Source organism: Telluria sp. ZB4P34 (assembly GCF_059686055.1).
Map to the genome: position 1 here is coordinate 477,519 of NZ_JCASIF010000001.1, position 23,910 is coordinate 501,428.

Annotated in this window: 22 protein-coding genes; 16 read left to right on the forward strand and 6 right to left on the reverse strand. The window is 67.8% G+C overall.

Going from position 1 to position 23,910, the window contains the following annotated elements:
* Positions 1–2 precede the first annotated feature (2 nt).
* The 13 genes from AC56KL_RS02095 to AC56KL_RS02155 all read left to right on the forward strand — a co-directional run bounded on the left by AC56KL_RS02095 (position 3) and on the right by AC56KL_RS02155 (position 14,269).
* Positions 3–1,445 (forward strand): HD domain-containing phosphohydrolase, encoded by a 1,443-nt coding sequence (locus AC56KL_RS02095; RefSeq protein ID WP_497178483.1) that lies wholly within the window; start codon positions 3–5, stop codon positions 1,443–1,445.
* An 85-nt stretch (positions 1,446–1,530) separates the two neighbouring features.
* Complete coding sequence (locus AC56KL_RS02100) at positions 1,531–1,728, forward strand: hypothetical protein (RefSeq protein WP_497178484.1); 198 nt, start codon at positions 1,531–1,533, stop codon at positions 1,726–1,728.
* Positions 1,729–1,818: 90 nt separating this feature from the next.
* Positions 1,819–3,054, forward strand: coding sequence for a succinyldiaminopimelate transaminase (gene dapC / locus AC56KL_RS02105; protein ID WP_497178485.1), 1,236 nt, complete (start codon positions 1,819–1,821; stop codon positions 3,052–3,054).
* A gap of 12 nt (positions 3,055–3,066) precedes the next feature.
* Entirely contained in the window at positions 3,067–3,906 is an 840-nt protein-coding gene (gene dapD / locus AC56KL_RS02110; protein WP_497178486.1) for a 2,3,4,5-tetrahydropyridine-2,6-dicarboxylate N-succinyltransferase, read from the forward strand.
* A 250-nt stretch (positions 3,907–4,156) separates the two neighbouring features.
* On the forward strand, positions 4,157–4,546 hold the full coding sequence (gene pyp, locus AC56KL_RS02115) for a photoactive yellow protein (protein WP_497178487.1): 390 nt from the start codon (positions 4,157–4,159) through the stop codon (positions 4,544–4,546).
* 4 nt (positions 4,547–4,550) lie between these two features.
* The gene (locus AC56KL_RS02120; RefSeq protein WP_497178488.1) at positions 4,551–5,783 is read left to right on the forward strand and encodes an AMP-binding protein; all 1,233 of its coding nucleotides are present in this window, start codon (positions 4,551–4,553) and stop codon (positions 5,781–5,783) included.
* Positions 5,780–7,396 (forward strand): HAL/PAL/TAL family ammonia-lyase, encoded by a 1,617-nt coding sequence (locus AC56KL_RS02125; protein WP_497178489.1) that lies wholly within the window; start codon positions 5,780–5,782, stop codon positions 7,394–7,396. The genes AC56KL_RS02120 and AC56KL_RS02125 overlap by 4 nt, the downstream gene beginning before the upstream one ends.
* Before the next feature lie 20 nt (positions 7,397–7,416).
* Positions 7,417–8,337 (forward strand): MerR family transcriptional regulator, encoded by a 921-nt coding sequence (locus AC56KL_RS02130; RefSeq protein ID WP_497178490.1) that lies wholly within the window; start codon positions 7,417–7,419, stop codon positions 8,335–8,337.
* A gap of 81 nt (positions 8,338–8,418) precedes the next feature.
* On the forward strand, positions 8,419–9,564 hold the full coding sequence (locus AC56KL_RS02135) for a PilT/PilU family type 4a pilus ATPase (RefSeq protein WP_497178491.1): 1,146 nt from the start codon (positions 8,419–8,421) through the stop codon (positions 9,562–9,564).
* A 152-nt stretch (positions 9,565–9,716) separates the two neighbouring features.
* Positions 9,717–10,088, forward strand: coding sequence for an ArsC family reductase (locus AC56KL_RS02140; protein ID WP_497178492.1), 372 nt, complete (start codon positions 9,717–9,719; stop codon positions 10,086–10,088).
* Positions 10,085–11,221 carry a succinyl-diaminopimelate desuccinylase gene (gene dapE / locus AC56KL_RS02145; RefSeq protein WP_497178493.1) on the forward strand — a complete coding sequence of 379 codons (1,137 nt, stop codon included), beginning with the start codon at positions 10,085–10,087 and terminating at the stop codon, positions 11,219–11,221. Before AC56KL_RS02140 ends, dapE begins: the two co-directional genes overlap by 4 nt.
* 36 nt (positions 11,222–11,257) lie before the next feature.
* Positions 11,258–12,148 carry a 50S ribosomal protein L3 N(5)-glutamine methyltransferase gene (prmB, locus tag AC56KL_RS02150; protein WP_497178494.1) on the forward strand — a complete coding sequence of 297 codons (891 nt, stop codon included), beginning with the start codon at positions 11,258–11,260 and terminating at the stop codon, positions 12,146–12,148.
* A gap of 138 nt (positions 12,149–12,286) precedes the next feature.
* Positions 12,287–14,269 (forward strand): ATP-binding cassette domain-containing protein, encoded by a 1,983-nt coding sequence (locus AC56KL_RS02155; RefSeq protein WP_497178495.1) that lies wholly within the window; start codon positions 12,287–12,289, stop codon positions 14,267–14,269.
* Between the two features lie 4 nt (positions 14,270–14,273).
* Here the strand turns inward: AC56KL_RS02155 and AC56KL_RS02160 are convergent, their stop codons facing one another.
* From AC56KL_RS02160 to AC56KL_RS02175, 4 genes are all read right to left on the reverse strand, one after another.
* Entirely contained in the window at positions 14,274–14,735 is a 462-nt protein-coding gene (locus tag AC56KL_RS02160; RefSeq protein ID WP_497178496.1) for a chemotaxis protein CheW, read from the reverse strand.
* Between the two features lie 80 nt (positions 14,736–14,815).
* Positions 14,816–15,202, reverse strand: coding sequence for a hypothetical protein (locus tag AC56KL_RS02165; protein ID WP_497178497.1), 387 nt, complete (start codon positions 15,200–15,202; stop codon positions 14,816–14,818).
* An 11-nt stretch (positions 15,203–15,213) separates the two neighbouring features.
* Positions 15,214–15,843 carry an NUDIX hydrolase gene (locus AC56KL_RS02170; RefSeq protein ID WP_497178498.1) on the reverse strand — a complete coding sequence of 210 codons (630 nt, stop codon included), beginning with the start codon at positions 15,841–15,843 and terminating at the stop codon, positions 15,214–15,216.
* 9 nt (positions 15,844–15,852) lie between these two features.
* Positions 15,853–18,783, reverse strand: coding sequence for a hybrid sensor histidine kinase/response regulator (locus AC56KL_RS02175; protein ID WP_497178499.1), 2,931 nt, complete (start codon positions 18,781–18,783; stop codon positions 15,853–15,855).
* 247 nt (positions 18,784–19,030) lie between these two features.
* On the opposite strand from AC56KL_RS02175, the gene AC56KL_RS02180 reads away from it, so the two are divergent.
* Positions 19,031–19,801, forward strand: a complete 771-nt coding sequence (locus AC56KL_RS02180) for a DUF817 domain-containing protein (protein ID WP_497178947.1) — start codon at positions 19,031–19,033, stop codon at positions 19,799–19,801.
* A 105-nt stretch (positions 19,802–19,906) separates the two neighbouring features.
* Positions 19,907–20,455, forward strand: coding sequence for a nuclear transport factor 2 family protein (locus AC56KL_RS02185; RefSeq protein ID WP_497178500.1), 549 nt, complete (start codon positions 19,907–19,909; stop codon positions 20,453–20,455).
* A 10-nt stretch (positions 20,456–20,465) separates the two neighbouring features.
* On the opposite strand, the gene AC56KL_RS02190 is transcribed toward AC56KL_RS02185, so the two are convergent.
* Both AC56KL_RS02190 and AC56KL_RS02195 read right to left on the reverse strand, forming a co-directional pair.
* A complete protein-coding gene (locus AC56KL_RS02190) occupies positions 20,466–22,370 on the reverse strand; it encodes a flagellar assembly protein A (RefSeq protein ID WP_497178501.1) in 1,905 nt (634 codons plus the stop codon).
* 169 nt (positions 22,371–22,539) lie between these two features.
* Entirely contained in the window at positions 22,540–22,923 is a 384-nt protein-coding gene (locus AC56KL_RS02195; protein ID WP_497178502.1) for a hypothetical protein, read from the reverse strand.
* A gap of 283 nt (positions 22,924–23,206) precedes the next feature.
* Here AC56KL_RS02195 and ompR point away from each other — a divergent pair, with 283 nt between their 5' ends.
* Entirely contained in the window at positions 23,207–23,908 is a 702-nt protein-coding gene (gene ompR, locus AC56KL_RS02200) for an osmolarity response regulator transcription factor OmpR (RefSeq protein WP_497177387.1), read from the forward strand.
* Positions 23,909–23,910 lie beyond the last annotated feature (2 nt).

Genomic DNA, 23,910 nt, shown 5'->3' on the forward strand with positions numbered 1-23,910 from the left:
GGATGCAAGAAAAACACAGCGTTACCGTCGAGGAAGCGGTCCAGCTGTTGGCCATGGTCGGCGACCTCAGCATGGGCCAGCCCACTGACCAGTCGATCCGCTCGGCCCACGTGGCCGAGCGCCTGGCGCTGGCCGACGGCGCCGACGCCCGCGGCTGCGAACATGCCCGCCTGGTGACGATGCTGCGCTGGTCCGGATGCACGGCCAATGCAGCCGGCTTCTCGGTGCTGATGGGCGACGACGTCGCCTCCCGCGACGCCCTGATCACCCACACCCTGCCGCCCGAGCAGCGCAAGGACTTCGCCAGCGTCGCGCCGCTCGCACGCATCCACTGCGAAGTGTCGGGCGCCATCGCCGACACCCTCGGCCTGGGCAGCGAAGTGCAGCTCGGCCTGCGCCGGGTCTGGGAACACTACGATGGCGGCGGCATGCCGGAGCGCCTGCAGGCGCCGCACATCCCGCCGGTGGTGTACCACGCCAACCTGGCCGGCGACCTGGTGGTGCTCACGCGCGCCCATGGCATCGACGAAGCGCTGCGCGTGATCGGCACACTGGCCGGACGCAAGTACCCCGCCGACCTGGTGCCCAAGCTGTTACTGCATGCCCGGCACTGGCTTGACCAGGCCGACGTCGCGCCCTGCCCGCCCGACGCCCAGCTCATGTCGCAGCAGGTTCCCTTGACGCTCGTGGCCGACATGATCGAGCTGAAACTGCCCTGGCTGCTCGGCTATTCGCGCAGCGTGGCCGGCCTGGCCGAACGCGCGGCCGCCCAGGCGGGCCTGCCCGAAGCACAGCAGGCGTGTCTCGCGCGTGCCGCCCTCATCCACGGCATCGGCCGCGCGGCGGTGCCCAACGCCGTGTGGCAGCGCGCCGGCAAGCTCGGCCCGGCGGACTGGGAACAGGTGCGGCTGGCGCCCTACTGGACCGCGCGCGCAGGCACGCAGGTGCCGTCGATGCGCGCGGAAGCGCTGCTGGCCTCGCAGGTCTACGAACGCTTGGATGGCAGCGGCTATTTTCGTGACCTCGAGGCCTCCCAGCTGGGCCAGCCGCAGCGCCTGCTGGCCGCAGCCGCCGCCTATGCCGCCTTGTGCATGCCGCGCCCCTGGCGTGCGGCCTTGCCGGCGCAGGAGGCAACGCGCATCCTGTGCGAGGACGGCGCCGCCGGCCGCTTCGACACCGCCGCGGTGCATGCCGTGATCGCGGCCGCCGGCGGCAGCGCGCCCAAGCCGGCGGTAGTGGGCGCGGAGGGCAGGAAACTGCTGTCGGATCGCGAAGCCGCCGTGCTGCGCCGGATCAGCCTGGGCGAAAGCAACAAGGAAGCGGCGCGCGAACTGCAGATCAGCCCGTCGACCGTGCGCACCCATGTGGAAAGCATCTTCCGTAAACTCGGCTGTTCCACGCGGGCGGCGGCGACCCTCAAGGCACTGACGCTCGGGCTGATCTAGCGCCGCCGGGCGCCGGCGGCATCGGCTGCGGTAGAATCCTTCGATCCGACATCCTCGGACGACATCGCAGCAGATAAGGAAAGACATGGCAAAGAAAGAAGAGCTGGACGAAGAAACCCTGGCCCTGATCCAGTGGTGCATCGAAGTGGAAGGGTTCCTGGTGGCGGGCGGGGCCACCGTGAAGCAGGCGCAAGACCATATCGAAGAACAGGTGGAATGGTTCACCGACCAGTTCTACGACGGCTTGACCCCGGAAGAAGCGGCCAAGGAAGCCCTGGCCTGAGCGGCCGCAAAGGCGCGGCGGCCGCCCATCGTTCCGGCGCGCTGGGGCTATAATTGCCTGAACATCCAAAGCGCACCCATCGGTACCGACGTGAATCCACATCTCGACCAGCTCCACCCCTACCCCTTCGAGCAGCTGCGCCAGCTGTTCAGCGGCATCACCCCGAACCCGGCCTACGGCCCGATCAGCCTGGGCATCGGCGAACCGAAGCACCCCACGCCGGCCTTCATCGAAAAAGCCCTGAACCATGCGATGACGGGCCTGGCGGTGTATCCCAGCACCCTCGGCGGCGAAGCCCTGCGCGGCGCCATCGCCGGCTGGCTGGAGCGCCGCTACGGCATCCCGGCGGTCGACCCGGCCACCATGGTGCTGCCGGTGAACGGCTCGCGCGAGGCCTTGTTTGCCTTTGCCCAGTGCGTGGTCGATGCATCGCGCGGCGCGGCGCTGGTGATGAGCCCCAACCCCTTCTACCAGATCTACGAGGGCGCGGCCTACCTGAGCGGCGCCACGCCCTACTATGTGAACTCCGAGCCCGGCCGCAACTTCGCGCCCGACTACGGCAGCGTGCCCGCCGCGGTATGGGCGCGCGTGCAGCTGCTCTACGTCTGCTCGCCGGGGAACCCGACCGGCGCCGTGCTCACGCTCGAGGACTGGAAGGCGCTGTTCGCGCTGTCCGACCGCCACGGCTTCGCGATCGCCGCCGACGAATGCTATTCCGAGATCTACTTGGGCGCGACCCCGCCGCTGGGCGCCCTCGAAGCGGCCCACCAGCTCGGCCGCAGTGGCGGCGACCGCCCCTACCCGAACCTGGTCGTGTTCTCGAGCCTGTCGAAGCGTTCGAACGTGCCGGGCATGCGCTCGGGCTTCGTGGCGGGCGACCCGCAGCTCTTGAGGAAATTCCTGCTCTACCGCACCTACTCTGGCGGCGCCATGTCGCCGCCCGTGCAGGCCGCATCGGTGGCGGCGTGGAGCGACGAACAGCACGTGCAGGACAATCGCGCGCTGTACCGGGAGAAGTTCCAGCTCATCACCCCGCTCTTGCGGGAAGTGATGGACGTCGAGCTGCCCGACGCCGGTTTCTACCTGTGGGCCGACGTGCGCCGCACCGGCCTGTCGGACACCGACTTCGCACGCCGCCTGTACGCCGAATATAATGTGACGGTTTTGCCAGGCAGTTATCTTGCACGCGAAGCGCACGGCCTCAACCCGGGCCGCGACCGCATCCGCATGGCGCTGGTTGCCGGCGTCGACGAAGGACTCGAGGCCGCCAACCGCATCATCGAGTTCTGCAAGCAGCTGAAAGCGGCAGCACCAACGAATCCATAACGAGAGAATCCCATGACCCAACAACTCCAGAACATCATCGACACCGCGTGGGAACAGCGCGCGGAGATCAGCCCGTCCAACGCCAGCAGCGAAGTGCGCGACGCGGTCGCCCACGTGCTCGCCGGCCTGGATGCCGGTACCCTGCGCGTGGCGCAGAAGGACAGCGGCAGCTGGGTCGTGAACCAATGGATCAAGAAAGCCGTGCTGCTGTCCTTCCGTCTCGAGAACAACGTGGTCATGGGCGGCGGCGGAGCCCTCGGCGGGAGCCCGCAGTTCTACGACAAGGTGCCGACCAAGTTCGCCGACTACACCCAGGAAGACTTCGCCAAAGGCGGTTTCCGCGTGGTGCCGCCAGCCGTGGCCCGCCGCGGCAGCTACATCGGCAGGAACGTGGTCCTGATGCCGTCCTACGTCAACATCGGCGCCTACGTCGACGAGGGCGCGATGGTCGACACCTGGGCCACCGTCGGCTCCTGCGCCCAGATCGGCAAGAACGTGCACCTGTCGGGCGGCGTCGGCATCGGCGGCGTGCTGGAACCGATGCAGGCCAACCCGACCATCATCGAAGACAACTGCTTCATCGGCGCCCGCTCGGAAATCGTCGAAGGCGTGATCGTCGAGGAGAACTCGGTGATCTCGATGGGCGTGTACATCGGCCAGTCGACCAGGATCTACGACCGCGCCACCGGCGAGATCAGCTACGGCCGCGTGCCGAGCGGTTCGGTGGTGGTGTCGGGCAGCCTGCCGTCCGCCGACGGCAAGTACAGCCTGTACTGCGCCGTGATCGTCAAGCGCGTGGACGCCCAGACCCGCGCCAAGACCGGCATCAACGAACTGCTGCGCGGCGACTGATTCGCCGGGCGCGCCTGCGCCCCTGGGCCGGCCACGCGGGTGGCCGGCTTCCCATCGGTTCCGTATCGGCCTTCCCCACGCGTTGTCCCGCCTCCGCTAGCGAGAAACTTCCAATATCCGGATGTTTCCGAACCGCAATTGTCCTAGACAAATTTGAAAAGGTTTGCCGTAGGTGCTGAATTATTTCCGTACGGTAATGTATAGTTCGTTTTGTCCTAGACAAAACCACTTAACTTTCCAGAGGAACCGCATGACCGCCACCCTGAACGTGATTGCCTTCGGCAAAGACGACATCGACAACAAACTGTCGAGCTTGTCACCCAAGCAGATCGATGAGCTGGCCTTCGGCGCCATCCAGCTCGATGCAGACGGCAAGATCCTGCGCTATAACGAAGCGGAAGCGCAGATCACCGGCCGCCAGGCCAGCGCGGTCATCGGCAGCAACTTCTTCCGCGATGTGGCGCCGTGCACGAATACGCCGCGCTTCAAGGGCATCTTCGACGCAGGCGTGCGCACCAACACCCTGAACACCATGTTCGAATATGTGTTCGATTACAAGATGAACCCGACCAAGGTGAAGATCCACATGAAGAAGGCGATCAGCGACGGCACCTTCTGGATCTTCGTCAAGCGCCTGTAAGCCGATGCACGCACACGACCCGCGCCCGGCGCCGTGGTGGGCGGCGCGGCCTGCCCTGCTGCGCTTCGTCGCCGACCTGCTGTCCTGCGAGCTGGGGGCGCTGCGCCACGATGCCCTCGTCTCCCCGGCAGGCTGGACCGAAGGCCTGTCCCTGCAGCACGAGCTCGGCCTCGATTCGCTCGAGTTCCTGCACGTGGCCGGCGCCCTTGCCGCGGCGCTGCAGATGCACCACAGCGGCATCGAGGACTACCTGCTGGCGCGCCGTACGCTCGGCGCCTGGGTCGACATCGCCGGCGCGGCCCTGCAGCACCGCGACAGCGAGCTGCTGTTCAGCACCTCGGGCAGCACCGGGCAGCCTAAGCGCTGCCTCCATGTCCTGGACAAACTGGAGCAGGAGGCGCAAGCGCTCGCCACCCTGTTCCCCGGACGGCGGCGCCTGCTCGTGGCCGTCCCCAGCCACCACATCTACGGTTTCCTGTTTTCCCAGCTGCTGCCGCGCTACCTGGGCCTGGCGCCGGAGGCCGTCGTGGCCGTCCGCACGCGCCTGCCTTCGCAGCTGGCGCACCTGGCGCAGCCGGGCGACCTGGTGGTCGGCCACCCGCAGTTCTGGCAGGCCGCCACCGCCGGCGGGTCGACCTTCCCGGAAGACGTCGTCGGCGTCAGTTCAACCGCCCCTTGCCCGGATTCGGTCAGCGAGGCCGCCACCCGCTGTGGGCTGGCGCGCCTGTTCCAGATCTACGGCGCCTCCGAAACCGGCGGCCTGGGCTGGCGCAGCTCGCAGCTCGAGGATTACCGCCTGCTGCCCTATCTCGCCCGCGACCCGCAGGACGAGGCGCTCGTACGCCGGATGCTGCCGGCCGGCGGCAGCGAAGCGCTGCGGGCGCAGGATGCGCTGGCCTGGAGCGGTCCGCGCAGCTTCGCCGTCGGCGCGCGCCGCGACGGCGCGGTGCAGGTGGGCGGCGTGAACGTGTTTCCCTCGCGCGTACGCGCCACGCTGCTGGAGCACCCGCAGGTGCTGGACGCCGCCGTGCGCCTGATGCGCCCCGACGAAGGCGAGCGCCTCAAGGCCTTCATCGTTCCGCACCCCGACGCTGGCGCCGACCCCGGTCTGGCGGCGAGCCTGCGCAGCTGGATCGACGGGCGCCTGAGCGCGCCGGAACGCCCCAAGGCGCTGACGCTCGGCGCCGAACTGCCCTGCACCGGCATGGGTAAAGCCGCCGACTGGAGTATCACATGACAGACACATCGCGGATGGCGATGCCGGGCAGCGCCCCGCACGCCGTCCTGTTCGGCGCCGGCCCCGTGTCGCCGCACGAGGTGGCCGCACTGGCGGCGCGGCGCGCCCGTGCTGTGCTGTCGGACGACCCGCGCTTCACGGCCCGGATCGCGGCCGGCGCCGAGCTGCTCGACCGTATCCTGCGCGAGGACGGCGTCATCTACGGGGTCACGACCGGCTACGGCGACTCCTGCGACACCGTGATCCCGCCCGAGCTGGTGGCGGAACTGCCGCACCGGCTGTTCACCTACCACGGCTGCGGCCTGGGCGTCCCGTTCAGCCGCGAAGAAACCCGCGCGATCCTGGCGGTGCGCCTGGCTTCCCTGTGCCGGGGACAGTCCGGTGTGAGCACGGGCCTGCTGCGGGCGCTGGCCGCCCTGCTCGAACACGACGTGCTGCCGGTGATCCCGTCCGAGGGCTCGGTCGGCGCCAGCGGCGACCTGACCCCGCTGTCCTACGTCGCGGCGGTGCTGTGCGGCGAACGCGAGGTCTGGGGCGAGCACGGGCCGGTCGCCGCCGGCGCGGCGCTCGACGCCGCCGGCCTGCAGCCGATCCGCCTGCGCCCGAAGGAAGGGCTGGCGCTGATGAACGGCACCGCCGCCATGACCGGCCTGGCCTGCCTGGCCCTTGACCGCGCCGACAATCTGGTGCGCCTGGCCAGCCGCATCACGGCGCTGTCCGCGCTGGCGCTGGAAAGCAACGGCTACCATTTCGACGACACGCTGTTCGCCGCCAAGCCGTATCCGGGCATGGGCCAGGTCGCGGCATGGATCGCGGACGACCTGGCGTATCGGCCCGGCGAGCAGCTGCGCAACAGCCCGCGCCTGCAGGACCGCTATTCGATCCGCTGCGCGCCGCACGTGATCGGCGTGCTGGCCGACGCCCTGCCCTGGATGCGCAGCCACGTCGCGCTGGAACTCAACAGCGCCAATGACAATCCGCTGGTCGACGTCGACAATGGCCGCGTGCTGCATGGCGGCCACTTCTACGGCGGGCACATGGCCTTCGCCATGGACGCCATGAAGAACGCGGTCGCCAACATCGCCGACCTGCTCGACCGCCAGATGGCCCTGCTGGTCGATGCGCGCTACAACAACGGCCTGCCGCCCAACCTGCGTGGCGCGCAGGGCGCGCGCGCCGCCGTGAACCACGGCCTGAAGGCGCTGCAGATCAGCGTGTCCGCCTGGACCGCCGAGGCCCTGAAGCTGACCATGCCGGCCTCGGTATTCTCGCGCTCGACCGAATGCCACAACCAGGACAAGGTGAGCATGGGGACGATCGCGGCGCGCGACTGCCTGCGCGTGCTCGCGCTCACGGAACAGGTCGCGGCCGCGCTCCTGATCGCCACGCGCCAGGCCTGCGCGCTGCGCCATCCCGACGGGCCGCCCGCGCAGCTCGGCGCGGGACTGCGCGCGGCGCTGGAGCGGCTCGGACAGCTGGTGCCGTTCATCGACGAAGACCGGCGCCTGGACCGCGACCTGGAGCGCCTGCTGGTCGCCATCCGCGGAGGCTGCGAGGGCCTGTTGCCGGCTTCCGCGGACGCGGGCGACATGGCCCCTGGGCGGCCGGGCTGATCCAAGCCGAGATGCGCGCCATGACACCGGCAAACCTCGGCATTTCCGCCGTCGAACGCGAAACGCGGCTATCGAAAGACGTGCTGCGCGCATGGGAAAAACGCTACGGTTTTCCCGCGCCCGAACGCGACGGCAACGGCGAGCGCTGCTACCCGGCCGAGCAGGTGGAGCGCCTGCGCCTGATGAAACGCCTGATGGACCAGGGCTTGCGCCCCGGGCGCCTGGCCGCGCTGCCCATGAACGAGCTGGCGCGGCTGGCGCAGCGCCAGGACGCCGGATGTGGCGCGCACCCCAATGCCGCGACTGGCGGCGAGGTGCAGGCCATCGACACCCTGCTGGCCCTGGTCAAGCAGGATCCGGCGGGCTTCCCGCACGCCCTGCAGCACCATCTCGCCCGCCTCGGGCTGGAACGCTTCGTCGAGGGCCTCGCCGCGCCGCTCACCGCGGCGGTCGGCGCGCGCTGGGAAGACGGCGACTTCGACATCCACGACGAACATTTCTGCACCGAGGCGCTCGGCCGCGTCCTGCGCCACGCAAGCGCCGCCTTGCCGGCCGCCGGCCGCGCGCCACGCATCCTGCTCACCAGCCTGCCCGGCGAAACCCATGGCCTGGGACTGGCGATGGTGGAAGCGCTGCTGGCCCTGGACGGCGCGGCCTGCCTGCCGCTGGGCACCGAAACGCCGGCCTCGAACATCGTGCGCGCCGCGGCGGCGCAGTCCTGCGACATCGTGGCCCTGTCCTTCTCGGCCGCCTATCCGCGCCGCCAGCTCGGCCCGGCATTGCTGCAACTGCGCCAGGCCCTGCCCGAGGGAAGCGCGCTGTGGGCCGGCGGGACGGGCGTGCGCGACCTGGCGCCCATCGCCGGCGTCCGCCTGCTGGCCACGCTGGGCAGCGGCAGGCAGGCCCTGGCGGACTGGCGCAGCGCGCAGCGCCTTCCTTGAAGCCTTCTCCCATTGCACACCCGGGCGCTTGGGTTAGAATCACCTCAGTGCAAGAATACGGCGAAGCAAAGGAAAACGAACATGATGATGGAACGCCTGTTCCAGTTGATGAAGGAAAAGAACGCGTCTGACATGTTCTTTGCGGCCAACTCGCCGGTCCACATCAAGATCAACGGGAACCTGATCCCGATTAACCAGAACAAGCTCGAGCCAGAGAACATCCGGATGCTCTTGTCCGAGATCGCGACGCCCGAGCAGATGACCGAGCTGGAGCGCGAAAACGAACTCAACATGGGCATTTCCGTGCCCAACCTGGGGCGCTTCCGCCTGTCAGCCTTCCGCCAGCGCGGCTCGATCTCGGCCGTGTTCCGCTTCGTGCCGGCGAATATCCCGCCGATCGGCGAACTGGGCCTGCCGCCCGTGCTGTCCGAGCTGATCATGGAAAAGCGCGGCCTGCTCCTGATCGTGGGCGCCACCGGCTCCGGCAAGTCGACCACGATCGCATCGATGCTCGACCACCGCAACGAACACCGCACCGGTCACATCCTGACGCTGGAAGACCCGATCGAATACCTGTTCAAGAACAAGAAATCGATCGTCAACCAGCGCGAGATCGGCAGCGACGCCACCAGCTTCGGCACCGCCCTGCGCAACTCGATGCGCCAGGCGCCGGACTGCATCCTGATCGGCGAGATCCGCGACAAGGAAGCCATGGCGGCGGCGCTGGCCTACGCCCAGTCCGGCCACCTGGTACTGGCCACCCTGCATGCCAACAACAGCTACAACGCCCTGAACCGCATCATCAGCTTCTACCCGATCGAGAACCGCGCCGCCCTGCTGCAGGATTTGTCCTCGGCAGTGAAGGCGATCGTGTCGCAGCGCCTGGTCAAGTCGAGCGCTGGCGGCCAGCGCCAGGCCGCCGTCGAGGTGATGCTGAACACCCGCTACATCGCCGACCTGATCGAAAAGGGCGACATCGGCCAGATCAAGGATGCGATAGACAAGAGTCTGTCGCCGGGCTCGCAGTCGTTCGAGACCGCGCTGCTCAAGCTGGTCAAGGATGGGCTGGTGACGCAGGAAGAAGCGCTGGCCAATGCCGACTCGGCCACCAACCTGCTCTGGCTGCTCAACAATGGGCCGGACAGCCAGGCCCAGCCTGAGGATGAGCAGAAAAAACCTGGCGCCGAACCGCCGGGGGCGTCGTTTACCGAGTTCACCCTGAGCTGAGCTTCACCCGGGCAAGGCCCCGGTCGTCCATTCGTCCGCTGCGGAAAAACGCCCCTGTGTAGAATCCCGAGGGGGCGTGCCGTGCTATCCTTGCCGCCTTTCCAAAATACCATCAGCCTGCACGTTCGCGCGGGCGCAAGGATCGACGCACCATGACCATCACCCTCTACGGCATCCCCAACTGCGACACCGTCAAGAAAGCCCGCACCTGGCTGCTTGATAACGGCCACGACTTTACGTTCCACGACTTCAAGAAACAGGGCCTGTCGCGCGAACTGGTGGCCGGCTGGCTCGATCAGCTCGACTGGGAAACCCTGGTCAACCGCAAGGGCACGACCTGGCGCAATCTCCCGGACGAGCGCAAGGCGCAGGTGGTCGACAAGGCTGGCGCGCTGGCGCTGATGCTGGAGAACCCGTCCGTCATCAAGCGTCCGGTGCTTGCCGGTGTCGGCCCGGTATCGGTCGGCTTCTCGCCCGATATGTACGAGGCCAGGTTCAAGGCGCAGCCGGGCCAGGCGGCATGAAGCCCTCGCGCACCCTCCTGCTGACCGAGGAACTGATCGCCCTCGATTCCGTCACCCCGCACGACAAGGGCTGCCAGCAGCGCCTGATCGAGCTGCTCGCCCCGCTGGGCTTCCATTGCGAGACCATCGCTGCGAACGGCGTCACCAACCTGTGGGCGCGCAAGGGATTGACGGCGCCGGTGTTCGTGTTTGCCGGCCATACCGACGTGGTGCCGGCCGGCCCAGAGCACCAGTGGGAGTCCGCGCCTTTCGTGCCGACCCGCAGGGACGGCAAGCTGTACGGCCGCGGCGCCTCCGACATGAAGACCTCGATCGCCGCCATGGTGGTCGCCTGCGAGGAATTCATCGCCGCCCATCCCGACCATCGAGGTTCGATCGCTTTCCTCATCACCAGCGACGAGGAAGGCCCGGCCACCGACGGCACCGTCGTCGTGTGCGAGAAGCTGGAAGAACGCGGCGAGACCCTCGACTATTGCCTGGTGGGCGAACCGACGTCAAGCCACGTACTGGGCGACACCATCAAGAACGGCCGCCGCGGCTCGCTGTCGGGCCACCTGGTGATCAAGGGCATCCAGGGCCACATCGCCTACCCGCACCTGGCGCGCAATCCGATCCACCAGGCCGCGCCGGCGCTGGCCGAGCTGGCGCTCGAGGCCTGGGACGAAGGCAACGAGTACTATGCGCCGACCAGCTGGCAGGTCTCGAACATCCACTCCGGCACCGGCGCCACCAACGTGATCCCGGGCCACGTAACGGTCGACTTCAACTTCCGCTTCTCTACTGCCAGCACCGCCGACGGCCTGGAAGCGCGGGTGCACGCCATCCTCGACCGCCACGGCCTGGACTACGAGCTGCAGTGGACCTTATCAGGGCAGCCCTTCCTGACGCCCAGGGGCCTGCTCTCGGACACTCTGTGCGATGCCATCCAAGAGGAACTGGGCGTGCAGGCCGAGCTGTCGACCACCGGCGGCACCTCGGACGGCCGCTTCATCGCCCGCATCTGCCCGCAGGTGATAGAATTCGGGCCTCCGAACGCCAGCATCCACAAGATCGACGAACACATCGAGCTGCGCTACATCGATCCCCTCAAGAACATCTACCGCCGCACGCTGGAACAGCTGCTGGCGCAGTAACGAGCAATAACGAGCAATAGAAACCGGGAGAAGGCCATGACCACCACCACTTTCAGCACCCCGCGCGACCTGCTGCGCTATGCGATCACCCGCTTCAACGGCGCCAAGCTGTTCTTCGGCCACGGCAGCGCCGAGGCCTTCGACGAAGCCGCCTACCTGGTCCTGCACACCCTCAAGCTGCCGCTGGACCGCCTCGATCCCTTCCTGGACGCCAGGCTGCTGCCGGACGAAGTGATCCAGGTGATGGAAGTCATCGAGCGCCGCGTGAGCGAGCGCGTGCCGGCCGCCTACATCACCAGGGAAGCCTGGCTGGGCGAGTACCGCTTCTACGTGGACGAGCGCGTGCTGGTGCCGCGTTCCTTCATCGCCGAGCTGATCCCGCAGACCTTCAGCCCCTGGGTGCAGGACACGGAGCTTGTCGAAAACGTGCTGGAACTGTGCACCGGCAGCGGCTGCCTGGCGATCATGATGGCCGACGTCTTCCCGAACGCCGTGATCGACGCGGTGGACATCTCGAAGGACGCGCTGGCCGTGGCCGAGCACAACATCCGCGAATACAAGCTGGAAGGCCGCGTCAACCCGATCGCATCGGACCTGTACGAGAACGTGCCCTTCAAGCGCTACGACCTGATCGTCACCAATCCGCCTTACGTGAACAGCGTCTCGATGGGCAAGCTGCCGCCGGAATACCTGCGCGAACCGCAGATCGCCCTGGCCGGCGGCGAGGACGGCATGGACCTGGTGCGCAAGATCGTGGAAGGCGCCGCCGAGCGCCTGACGCCGGAAGGTATTCTCGTGGTCGAGATCGGCAACGAGCGTGATTACGCCGAAGCCGCGTTCGGCCATCTCGGGCTGACCTGGCTCACGACCAGCGCCGGTGACGATGCGGTGTTCCTGCTGACTGCCGAGCAGTTGCAGGCCCGGTAATCGCTTTTATAGATTTTCGTAGGGTGGTCGGCTTCGCCGACCGCGCGTTCAACTCCCGGATGCACCGTGGCTGCGCATGATGCGGCTGGACGCGCGGTCGGCATGGCCGACCACCCTACATGAACCCAGAAACTTGCAATGATCCGCTTCCAGAACGTCAGCCTGATGCGCGGCACCAAGCCGCTGCTAGATAGCGCCGACCTCACCCTCAACCCGGGCGACAAGATCGGCCTGATCGGCGCCAACGGCGCCGGCAAATCGAGCCTGTTCGCCATGCTTCGTGGCGAATTGCACCCGGACCAGGGCGCCATCGACTTCCCCGCCAGGTGGCGCATGGCCTACGTGGCGCAGGAGACTCCGGCCCTGGACCGCCCGGCGCTGGACTACGCGATCGACGGCGACGTCAACCTGCGCCGCCTGCAGGCCGAGCTCATTGAGCTGGAAGCGCATCCCGACGCGGGCGACCACGGCATGCGCCTGGGCGAGATCCACAGCCTGCTGGCGGACGCGGACGCCTACACGGTCCAGTCGCGCGGCGAGCAACTGCTGCTGGGCCTGGGCTTCTCGCTGGAGCAGATGCAGCAGCCGGTGGCCAGCTTCTCGGGCGGCTGGCGCATGCGTCTGAACCTGGCGCAGGCCCTGATGTGCCCTTCCGATTTACTCCTGCTGGATGAGCCGACCAACCACCTGGACCTGGACGCGATCATCTGGCTGGAAGACTGGCTGAAGCGCTACCCGGGCACCCTGATCATCATCTCGCACGACCGCGACTTCCTCGACGAGATCGTGAACGTCGTCGTGCACATCGACGAGCGCGCGCTGAAGCGCTACTCGGGCAACTACAGCGCCTTCGAGCGCCAGCGCGCCGCGCACTTGGTGCTGGCCGCCGCCGCGTTCGAAAAGCAGCAGCGCACGCGCGCCCACCTGCAGTCCTTCGTCGACCGCTTCAAGGCCAAGGCCACCAAAGCGCGCCAGGCCCAGAGCCGCATGAAGGCGCTGGCCAAGATGGAAGAACTGGCGCCGCTGCGCGCGGCCGCCGAATTCTCTTTTGAATTCCGCGAGCCGCTGTCCGCCCCGAATCCGCTGCTGGTGCTGGACAATGTCGATGCCGGCTACCCCTTGCTGGACGAGCATGGCGACAAGGTCGGCGGCAAGGCGATCGTCAAGCGGGTCAACTTCTCGCTGCAGATCGGCCAGCGCATCGGCCTGCTGGGCGTGAACGGCGCCGGTAAATCGACGCTCATCAAGACCGTGGCCGGCGAACTGATGCCCCTGGAGGGCAAGGCCACCCTGGGCAAGGGCCTGTCGATCGGCTACTTTGCCCAGCACCAGGTCGAGATGCTGCGCCACGACGAGTCGCCCCTGTGGCACCTCTTGAAGATCGCGCCGAACGTCCGCGAGCAGGAGCTGCGCAACTTCCTCGGCAGCTTCAACTTCCCGGGCGAGATGGTGAGCAGCCCGATCGCGCCCTTCTCCGGCGGAGAAAAAGCGCGCCTGGCCCTGGCCCTGATCGTCTGGCAGCGCCCGAACCTGCTGCTGCTGGACGAACCGACCAACCACCTGGACCTGGAAACCCGCGAGGCGCTGACGATGGCGCTGGCGCAGTTCGAGGGGACCGTGGTGCTGGTGTCGCACGACCGCCACCTGCTGCGCGCTACTACCGACGAGTTCATCATCGTCGCGGACGGCAAGCTGCAGCCCTTTGACGGCGACCTCGACGACTACAAGGAATGGCTGTTCCAGACCAAGCTGGGCAAGGGCACGGTGTCCCTGCCCCTGCCGACGCCCGCGAACGCGTCCAGGGCAGCGGCTCCGGCGCTGGCGCCGGCCGACCGCAAGGAACAGAAGCGCCTCGAAGCGGAAGAGCGCCAGCGCGTCGCGGCGCTGCGCAAGCCGCTTGAAAACCGCGTCAAACGCCTGGAAGAACAGATGGCCAAGCTGAACGCAAAGAAGGCCGAGATCGACGCACGGCTGCTGGAGCCGAGCATCTACGAGGCAGAAAACAAGGACAAGCTCAAGCTTCTCGTGGCCGACCAGGCCTTTGCCGTGCGCGACCTGGAGCAGCTCGAATCCGAATGGCTGGAACTGCAGGAGCAGCTCGAAGGCCTGGCCGCCGCCTGATGCCTCAGGCCACCTGGCGCGATGCGGCCGGCGCCACCGACATCAGGCGCTCAATGTCGATCAGGAACATGCGCCGTCCCTTGGCAAGACCGAGGCCGATCAGGTAGTCGGCCTCGCACTGCGCCCCCGCCAGCGGCACTACCTGCTCGGGGCGCAGGCGCACCACCCCCGTCACCCGTTCGACCACCACCCCGGCCACGCCCGCCGCGACCCGCACGATCACGACGTCGGTGTCCGGCGCGGGCAGCGAAAAACAGGGGGCGAAGGCGGCGCGCAAGTCCATCACCGGCATGATCACGCCGCGCGACAGCGCCACCCCGCCGATGATCTCGCCATCGCTGCTGAAACGCTCGAGCGACCGGTATGCCTTCAGCTCCTGCACGGCGGCGTAGTCGAGCCCATAGTCGAGCCCGCCCAGGGTGAACCCGAGGAACTGCTGGGAAGTGGCAAGGAGTTGGTTCGGCATGGCAGTCCTTTCATCAGCACCACCAATGCTAAAGGCGAGCTCTCCTCGAATTGTTGACTGCAGTCAACAATTGCACTGCCCTAAAGCCTCCTGTCCTGCGATTGTCCGGGCGCGACATACCGCTTGCCCAGCGCGGCCCGGGCGGACCGCTGTTCGATATGCCTGAACAAGGGCCTGCCGCTGCCTTCGGACATGAAGAAAAAGTACTCGCCGAAGGCATTGCGCGCGTAGCGGGTCACGCTGAGGACGCGTGTCCGGGCCTTGTCCTGGTAAGACACGCTCTCGTCGACGATTTCGGCGCTCCGGCCGTCGAAGCACAGTTCAGGTGGCGCTCCCTTGACGAGGATCTGCCGGAATTCCTCGTCCGCCAGGCGTACGATGTCGCGCGCGCCGCGCGCATACCTGTAGTCGCCGTACGCGACGGCAGCCGCCACCCCGATCCCGATGACAAGCGCGATGGGTTCCATGGTGTCTCCGCTCAAGCCTGCAGCCATGCCACCAGCGGCGCATCGTTCGGATTGACCAGCAGCCCGCCCAATTGCGCGCGCGGCGCCAGCGACACCGCCTGGCTCTCCCAGCCCATGTCGGCCGGGCAGCCGCCGATGCGCCGGCCCAGGTAGTAGCGGGTCCGGCTGCGGCTGCGGGTCAGGTCCATCAGGAAGCCGGTCAAGGTTACCTGCAGGCCGCTTTCCTCGAAAGCCTCGCGGATCGCGTTCGCCCGCAGCGGGACGCCCGGGTCCAGCGTCCCCTTGGGAAACGTCGCCTGGTAGCCGCCGAAGCCGTTCGACGGATGCACCACCCAGACCCGGCCATCCGGTTCGGCGATGACGACGCCGGCCGCCACGCGCTTGCCGGGCGCCGGCACGAAGGGCGGTTCGTTGAACGTCCCATCCTGGCCCGCCACCGCGGCCCAGCCGGCGTTGGTCCGGGGCGCATCGCGCCAGGCCAGGAAAGGAATGCCGTTCAGGGCGGCCGGCAGCACGCCTTGCGGAATCACGGTGGCCACCTGGTGCGGATCGAGCCAGCTGTCCGGCGGCGTCGGCGCGGTGGGGGAATGGAGCGGCACGGCCCCTCCGTGCTCGCCCCGTTTCGGATGGAATGCGCTCATGGGAGCATTTTACGGCAGGCGCCCGTCCCGGGGCGGCGCCAGCAGGTCCAGCAACTGCTGGATGTCGACCGGCTTGACCAGGTGATGGTCGAAGCCGGCCGCCAGCGAGGCGTCGCGGTCCTGGGGCCTGCCATAGCCGGTGACGGCCACCAGCAGCGCTCCAGCCATTCCGGGCAGGGCGCGCAGCCGGCGCGCCAGTTCGTTGCCGTCCATGTCGGGCAGTCCAATGTCGAGGATGCAGGCATCCGGCAGCGCGGCCCGTGCATACTCGAGCGCAGCGTGCGAATGGTGGTCGATGCGGACGCGGTGGCCGACGCTTTCCAGCATCATGCCCAGCAGCTCGGCCGCATCGACGTTGTCGTCGACCACCAGCACGCGCCGACCTCCCACCGGCGCTGCGCCGGCCTGGCGTCCTGCCCCCTGCACGCCATCGTCGCGCAGCTGCGCCGGGGCGGTCATGCGCGGCAGGCAGACCGAGAAGCGGCTGCCCTGCCCCAGCCCCGCGCTGTGCGCCGACACGCTGCCGTGGTGCAGTTCGACCAGGCTTTTTACCAGGGCCAGGCCGATGCCCAGGCCGCCCTGCGAACGGTCCGAGGTGCGCTCGGCCTGGGTGAACAGGTCGAACACGCCGCGCTGCACGTCCGGCGTCATGCCGATCCCGTTGTCGGCGACGGACAGGACCACCCAGTCGTCCTGCACCTCCAGCCCCACCAGGATGCGGCCGCCGTCCGGCGTGTACTTGGCCGCGTTGTTCAGCAGGTTGGCCAGCACCTGCACCAGGCGCTTGCGGTCGCCCTCGACCACCGCTTCGTCAGGCGCCAGGTGCAATTCCAGCCGGTGCTGGCGCGCCTGCACCAGCGGGCGCACCTGTTCCAGCGCGTCGGCTACCGCGGTCTTGACGTCCACCGGCTCGCAGGCCAGCGCCACCAGGCCGCGCGTCACGCGCGAGACATCCAGCAGGTCGTTGATCAGGCTCGTCATGTGGCCGACCTGGCGCGCGACGATCGCACTGGTGTGGCGCACGCCGTCTTCCGACAGCCGCCCGAGCGCCAGCAGCTCGGCCGCAGCCCCGATCGGCGCCAGCGGATTGCGCAGCTCGTGGGCCAGCATGGCCAGGAATTCGTCCTTGCGCTGGGCCTCCAGGCGCAGCTGCTCCTGCGCGCGGCGGCGCTTGGTGATGTCGCGGAAGAAGATCGCCAGCCCCCCATCGAGGGAGGGGTAGACGCGCACTTCCATCCACAGCTTGCCGCCGTCCGGCAACGGATAGGCGTAGTCGACCTGGCCGGCAGCGCCCGAAGCCATGACGTCGCGGCAAATGCGTTCGATCTCGCCACCCACCGAATCCGGGAAGGCGTCCCAGTGATTGCGGCCGACGACTTCGTCCTCCGTCCGCTGCACCAGCTGCAGGCCGGTCGCGTTCATGCGCGTAATGGTCCAGCCGGCATCGACCAGGGCAAAGCCTTCGGTCATGGTGTCGAAGATGTAGCGCGAGCGGTCGCGCTCGGCCCGCAGTGCGGCCTGGGCCGCCGCGTTTTCCACGGCCGCCCAGGTACGCTCGGCCATCTCGCGCGCCATGCGCACTTCGTCGTCGCTCCATGACCGCGGCTCGCTGCAGTGCATGCTCAGGACGATGCGCAGCTCCCCGGCCTTGATCAGCGGGAGGGTGACGTGGGCGCCTATCCCGAATGCCTCGTAGGCGGACAGGAAGGCCCTGGTGCGCGGGTCCCGGGCGGCATCGGCCACGACCGCATTGTTCCCACGGCGCAGTTCCTGCGCCAGGTCGGGACCGAAGGCATCGAGCGAGGTCACCACGCCTGCGAGGCTGCGCATGCCCGGGCGGCACCAGTCGCGCCGGATCGTCGTCGCACCGAGCGGCTCGCTTACCTCGGCGAACAGCACCCGCGCCAGGCCGAGCGTGTCGCCCAGCAGCGCACTGGCCGCGCCGATGATCTCCTCGACCTCGTCCAGCGGCGCCAGGCGGTCGGCCAGCGCCAGCTGGAAAGCCTGCTGGCGCTCGACCTGCTTCATCTGCGCCACCTGCAGCTCGACGGTGCGGCGCGCAAGGTGCTGCTCGGTGACGTCGGTGCCTTCGACGAAGATGCCGGCGATCGCGCCGTCCTCGACGATCGGCTGGTAGATCACGTTGATGTAGCGCCGCTCCAGCTCCGCGCCGGCGCCGCGCCGGACCTGGATCGGGATGTCGTAGGCCAGGTATTCCTTGCCCGACGCCAGTACCGCGTCGAGCACCTCGAACAGGCGCTGGTCCGCCAGTTCCGCCAGCGCCTCGCGCACCGGCCGGCCGACGTAGGCGCGCGGGCCAAGCAGCTCGATCATGGCTTCGTTGACGAATTCGAACACGTGGTCCGGGCCGCGCAGCACCGCCATGAAGCTCGGCGCCTTCAGGAACAGCGTGCGCAGGCGCGCGACGTCGGCTTCCAGGAGCTGGTTGGATTCCTGGACGTGGCGGGCGCGGTCGATCAGGCCGGTCTGCTCGGCCAGCAACGGGCTGTCCGCATCCAGCGCCATGCCCGCCGCTTCGCGCATGCGCGCCAGGCCCGTGACGTCGATCGGATGCTGCAGCACCAGCTCGACCTCGCCCGCTGCATCCAGCACAGGCAGGTGGGTGATGGTCCAGTAGCGCGTCTCCATGCCGCCGCCGTCGGCCTCGGACCTGGCGACGTCGTAGCGCAGCAGCGCCATCGTGTCCGGGCGCCTGGAGCGCAATACCCGGTCGAACGAAGCCAGCATGTGGCGCATGGTGGCCGGGTCGGCCGGAAAGGCCTCTTCGGCCCGGCGCCCGGCGATCTCGGCCAGGGTGCGCCCGGTTGAGGCCAGGTAGGCCCGGTTGGCGGTGACGATGGTGAGCGCGCGATCGAGCACCAGATAGGGGTTCGGCGAGGCGTCGAACAGTGCGCGGAAGGCGTGGTCGTGGAGCCCCATGGTCCAGGTCGGTAGTAATGACTACCCATTGTACCGCTATCCATTTCGACAAGGTTTCCTTACGTACGAGCATCGTTTTCGATGCATGCCATTGATTCGCCCCCCCTTCTGTGACAAGATCGCCAGACCTGCCTGCCAGACCGACAACATGAACAAGACGCCCGGCTCCGCGCCCATCACCATCGCCCTCGACAACGTGCTGCTCGACACCCGGCCGCGCCAGCTCGGCGGCTGGCGCCGCGCCGGCATGGAATTCCTCTGGTTCGGGTTCAAGAACGCGCGCGCCTGCCTGTTCGTGGGCCTGTTCTTCGCGGCCATGATGCTCACGCCACGCACCGGCATGTTCGGCATTCCGCGCTACGACGTGCTGCTGCTGGTGGCGCTCGCCATCCAGCTGTGGATGGTGCGCTCCGGCCTGGAGACGATGGACGAGCTGAAAGCGATCTGCCTGTTCCACGCGATCGGCTTCGCGCTCGAGGCCTTCAAGGTCTCAAGCGCCATCCAGTCCTGGGCCTATCCGGACTTCGCCTATACCAAGGTGCTGGAGGTGCCGCTGTTCTCGGGCTTCATGTACGCCGCCATCGGCAGCTACATCGTACAGGCCTGGCGCCTGTTCGACCTGCGCATCCGCCACCATCCGCCGCACTGGATGGCGTGGACGATCGCGATCCTGATCTACCTGAACTTCTTCACCCATCACTACATCGGCGACTACCGATGGTACCTGGCTGCCTGCGCGCTCGGCCTGTACTCGCGCACCACCGTGGTGTTCCGGCCGCTCGACCGCGACCGCAAGATGCCGCTGCTGCTCGCCTTCGTGCTGATCGGCTTCTTCATCTGGCTGGCCGAGAACATCGGCACCTTCTGGGGCGTGTGGCGCTACCCGAACCAGCTGGGCGCCTGGTCAGTGGTCCACGTGAGCAAGTGGAGCTCATGGTCGCTGCTGGTGATCATGACCTTCACCATCGTCGCCAATCTCAAGCACATCAAGGAAAAGATTCACATCGCACGGGCGTAGCGCACGGGCGTAGCGCACGGGCGTAGCGCACGGGCGTAGCGCAGGTGGACGGGGCGGGGGTATGATGTGGGCGTAGCACGCTCCTGTCCGTTCACGGAGGAACCGATGAAGCCGCCGTCCTGCGCCCCGCCGTCAAGCTCCTTCTTCCTGCCCGCGGGTCTATTGGCAGGCATGCTCGCCCTCCTGTCCTTGCCGGCTCCCGGCGGCGCGGCCGACCTCCAGGTCCAGGGCGAGCGCCCTATCGCGGCGCGCGAGATCGGCCTGCACGCCCTGCTGGCGACGCTCGAACGCCAGCGCGCCGGCGCCATCCTGCGGCGCGACGTCGCCGCCATGCGCAAGCTGATGGACCGCCAGTACTACCACGTCGACAGCCGCGGACGCATCCGCAGCAAGACCGAACTCCTGACGGCGCTCGAGCGCGACGACTTCCGCTTCCGGAGCTACGAGATCGAGTCGACCGAGGTGCAGGTGCTCGACGGCGGCGCCAGGGCCCTGGTCACCGGCACCTTCCGCACCTTGCAAGCCGGCGCCTCGGCTCGTCCCTTCCGCGGGCGCTTCGCACACCTGTGGGTACGCCAGCCCGAAGGCTGGAAGAACAGCTTCCACCAAAGCACCGAGATCAGGCCGGCACAGGACGACTGCGCCTGCAACTGAGCCGCACGACTCAGGACGCGGGCGCCTGTTCGGTGCTCCAGCTGAAACTGCCGCTGCTGCCGGCGAACAGCAGCTCGGCGCCGTTGGCGTCGCGCAGGCGCGCCTTGATCTCGCGTGCCGGCAGCTGGTGGACACTGGTGCGTTCCGCCCCCGCCGCATCCGGCTCGACGTTCATGGCGCGCACCGTCAGTTCGCCGTCCACCTGGGCGATGGCGACGCTGACCGTGCCGCTGTGCTCCGCGCGCTGGTCTTCCAGGCGCGCCACCAGCAACATGCCGGATTGCTGCTCGGCTTCCAGGTCCTTGATCTCCTGCGACAGCGCGGCCATCTGCTTGAGCGCCGGCGCGACCGCCGCCGCGAGCCGCTTGAACGCGGGCTGCTGCTCGGGCGTCAGCACCAGTTCACCCTTGCGTACCTTGCCGGCCAGCTTGACGTAGTTGGCCACCTCGGGCTGGGCGGTCACGGCATTCATGGCGGCACGGCGCTGCATGGCCAGCTCGCCGAACTGGGCCATGCGCTCGCGCACCATCTGCATTGCCTCTTCGAGGCGGCCGCAGTCGGGACGCAGCACGAATAGCCGCATCTCGCTGTGCCCGCGCGGCGCGGCGCGCCCGATCGCGATCCGTTTGGCGGCGATGGCGCAACCCTCGGCCTGGCCCACCTCGAGCTCTTCCGCGATGATCTCGCAGTTGATGGCTTCCGCCACCACCACCCGGTCGCCCGAAATGATGCAATTCTCGGCGCGCTGCAGGTTCACTTCGCCTTTCATGCTCTGGATGGTGGCGTTGGACGCCAGGCCCAGCACCTGGATCGGGCCATCCGCATTGCGCGCGCTGCCGCCCACCAGGTTGCGGTTCAGGCGCACCACGCCGCCGCGCGACACGAGGTTGCCGAACACGTCGGCATGCACGGTGATGCTCTCGCCCTCGACGACGCGGTTTTCCTGGATTTCGCCGAATTCCTCGTAGTCGCCTTCGAGCTGCAGGTTGCCGGTGGTCCTGGCGCTGACGCCGTCGCGGCTGACGATCTTGTCGCCCACCGAGAGCCGGCCGTCTTCCACCTGAAGGAAGCCGTCCTGCAACGCCACCACGAACTCGCCCTCGGCGATCCGGTCGACGACCGTGCCCGGGCCGCTCCAGCCTTCCAGGTCGAGATCGGCGGGGATCTCGGGCGCGAGCGCGATACCGGACAGGTCGAAGCCCGGTTCGCCGTGCACGCGCGGAAGCTTCTGCAGCAGGCGCTTGCCGCGCTGTACCTGGGGGAAGCGGTTCTGGAAGCTCATCAGGTCGAGCCGGCCGTTGGCCAGCTGGCGTGGAGCGTCGCTGCGGTGCAGTTCGTTGGAGACCTCGACCACCCGCGCATCCTCGCCTGGACGGGGCGGCAGCCGGCGCGCCACCACGATGCGCCCGGCCGCACCCGAGGCGATGGCGCCCTGCACCGCCTCGACGTCGATGCCGAAGCGGATACCCTTCATCCACATGTCGGCGATGAACTCGTCGACGTCGAGCCGGGCCGGCTGTTCGACACCGTCGGCGTCGGGCAGGAACAGGGGTTCGAAATAGTATTCGGCCTGGCCGTCGGCGATCTTGACGGCGCGGTAGAGCGTGCGGCGGACGGGATCGAAAGGCAAGATGTCGCCGGCAAGGCGCACGATGGGCTCGCCCCGTGCATTGCACGGCAGTTCCGGGCCATACCCGAACAAAGCCTTCATCAGGACGAGGTAATCGAGACCGGCGAAATACCGGTTCCCGAGCAGAATGGCGTCCACGGCCGCCAGCAGCATGGGACCGAGTGCGGAGGCGTCGCAGTACACGCCGTCGGACTGGCGCGCGATGCACGCTTCGGGGCCTGCGGCGGACGCGAGAGGGCGCGCGGCGGGCGGAACCGGCGCGCTGGATACGGCGGAAGTGATCACGGCACACTCTCTCGGTAATCTGGTGTGCTTAAGATAGCATGTTGCGAAATGGAAATGAACATAATGCAACAAGATCTGGCGCAGAAACCCCACCTTTGGGGGGAATACACTGTCGCTCCCGTAAACGACGACGGCGCCCGCAGGCGCCGTCCGTCCGGCCTTCCCCGCCTCAGCGGCGGCGCGCGTTCGGGTACAGGTCCCGGTTGGCTTCGTTGATCTGACGCTTCAGTTCGCTGCGCTCGTCAGGCGTCATGCGCATGCGGCGGCCGCCGTCATCGCGCTGGATGCGGGGCTGGTCTTCCATCGCGCGGCGGCGCGCCTCTTCCTGCATCTGCATCTCATAGGCACGCGCGTCGTTGCGTGGCTCCTGCGCCCGGCTGTCGAAACGCTCGCGTGCCTGCTGCATGTCCTCGCGGCGCGGGCTGCGGTCCTGCCAGCCGGCCATGGCGCCTGCGGCGGTGCAGGCCAGGACGCAAGCCACCACCCCGTGCCTGACGAGGCGGGCCAATCCGACGCTGCCTGCTGCCTTAGTTTTGGTAAACACGTGGTTCATGGTGTTCCTCTTCCGCGATGCCATATAAACAGATAAGCTGTGATTTCCACTTGCCGCCAGTGTATGTGCATAGCGTTCGGGGTGTAAGCCTGATTGGGTAAAGTTTGTAACACAATGTAATGGCTGAGCCATCAGGACGAGATATCCAAGCGATAAGACGTTACCATAGCGACATGATTCTGACAATTCTGGATTCCATATGAACGCGACGACGAACAATACGGGCAATACCCCGACCAGCGGCAGCGCTCCCGGCAACCAAGGCGGCCATTCCGCCAAGATCATGGTGGTGGACGACGACGTGCGCCTGCGCGACCTGCTGCGCCGCTATCTCACCGAGCAGGGCTTCCAGGTGGTGACGGCCGAAAGCGCGCCAGCCATGAACAAGCTGTGGCTGCGCGAACGCTACGATCTGCTGGTGCTGGACCTGATGCTGCCGGGAGAAGACGGGTTGTCGATCTGCCGCCGCCTGCGCGGCGCCGGCGACCAGACCCCGATCATCATGCTGACCGCGAAGGGCGAGGACGTGGACCGCATCGTCGGCCTCGAGATGGGCGCCGACGACTACCTGCCCAAGCCCTTCAACCCGCGCGAGCTGGTGGCCCGCATCGGCGCGGTCCTGCGCCGCAAGGGCCCGGACGAAATCCCCGGCGCTCCCAGCGAAACGCCGCAAAGCTTCGAGTTCGGCGACTTCGTGCTCGACCTGGGCACCCGCACCCTGAAGAAGAACGGCGAGACCGTGCCCCTGACCACCGGCGAATTCTCGGTGCTGAAGGTGTTCGCACGCCACGCGCGCCAGCCGCTGTCGCGCGAGAAGCTGATGGAACTGGCCAGGGGCCGCGAATACGAAGTGTTCGACCGCTCGCTCGACGTGCAGATCTCGCGCCTGCGCAAGCTGATCGAGCCGGATCCATCCAGCCCGCTGTACATCCAGACGGTCTGGGGCCTGGGCTACGTGTTCATCCCTGAAGGACAGCCGCGCTAGTG

Excerpts from the sequence above, each read along its gene's own strand:
- dapD (WP_497178486.1), top strand. The coding sequence starts at position 3,067 with ATGACCCAACAACTCCAGAACATCATCGACACCGCGTGGGAACAGCGC.
- AC56KL_RS02195 (WP_497178502.1), bottom strand. The coding sequence starts at position 22,923 with ATGAACCACGTGTTTACCAAAACTAAGGCAGCAGGCAGCGTCGGATTG.
- prmB (WP_497178494.1), top strand. The coding sequence starts at position 11,258 with ATGACCACCACCACTTTCAGCACCCCGCGCGACCTGCTGCGCTATGCG.
- dapE (WP_497178493.1), top strand. The coding sequence starts at position 10,085 with ATGAAGCCCTCGCGCACCCTCCTGCTGACCGAGGAACTGATCGCCCTC.
- AC56KL_RS02120 (WP_497178488.1), top strand. The coding sequence starts at position 4,551 with ATGCACGCACACGACCCGCGCCCGGCGCCGTGGTGGGCGGCGCGGCCT.
- AC56KL_RS02155 (WP_497178495.1), top strand. The coding sequence starts at position 12,287 with ATGATCCGCTTCCAGAACGTCAGCCTGATGCGCGGCACCAAGCCGCTG.
- AC56KL_RS02100 (WP_497178484.1), top strand. The coding sequence starts at position 1,531 with ATGGCAAAGAAAGAAGAGCTGGACGAAGAAACCCTGGCCCTGATCCAG.
- AC56KL_RS02180 (WP_497178947.1), top strand. The coding sequence starts at position 19,031 with ATGGAATTCCTCTGGTTCGGGTTCAAGAACGCGCGCGCCTGCCTGTTC.
- AC56KL_RS02095 (WP_497178483.1), top strand. The coding sequence starts at position 3 with ATGCAAGAAAAACACAGCGTTACCGTCGAGGAAGCGGTCCAGCTGTTG.
- AC56KL_RS02170 (WP_497178498.1), bottom strand. The coding sequence starts at position 15,843 with ATGAGCGCATTCCATCCGAAACGGGGCGAGCACGGAGGGGCCGTGCCG.
- AC56KL_RS02185 (WP_497178500.1), top strand. The coding sequence starts at position 19,907 with ATGAAGCCGCCGTCCTGCGCCCCGCCGTCAAGCTCCTTCTTCCTGCCC.
- AC56KL_RS02160 (WP_497178496.1), bottom strand. The coding sequence starts at position 14,735 with ATGCCGAACCAACTCCTTGCCACTTCCCAGCAGTTCCTCGGGTTCACC.
- AC56KL_RS02130 (WP_497178490.1), top strand. The coding sequence starts at position 7,417 with ATGACACCGGCAAACCTCGGCATTTCCGCCGTCGAACGCGAAACGCGG.
- AC56KL_RS02125 (WP_497178489.1), top strand. The coding sequence starts at position 5,780 with ATGACAGACACATCGCGGATGGCGATGCCGGGCAGCGCCCCGCACGCC.
- AC56KL_RS02135 (WP_497178491.1), top strand. The coding sequence starts at position 8,419 with ATGATGATGGAACGCCTGTTCCAGTTGATGAAGGAAAAGAACGCGTCT.
- AC56KL_RS02175 (WP_497178499.1), bottom strand. The coding sequence starts at position 18,783 with ATGGGGCTCCACGACCACGCCTTCCGCGCACTGTTCGACGCCTCGCCG.
- ompR (WP_497177387.1), top strand. The coding sequence starts at position 23,207 with ATGGTGGTGGACGACGACGTGCGCCTGCGCGACCTGCTGCGCCGCTAT.
- AC56KL_RS02140 (WP_497178492.1), top strand. The coding sequence starts at position 9,717 with ATGACCATCACCCTCTACGGCATCCCCAACTGCGACACCGTCAAGAAA.
- pyp (WP_497178487.1), top strand. The coding sequence starts at position 4,157 with ATGACCGCCACCCTGAACGTGATTGCCTTCGGCAAAGACGACATCGAC.
- AC56KL_RS02165 (WP_497178497.1), bottom strand. The coding sequence starts at position 15,202 with ATGGAACCCATCGCGCTTGTCATCGGGATCGGGGTGGCGGCTGCCGTC.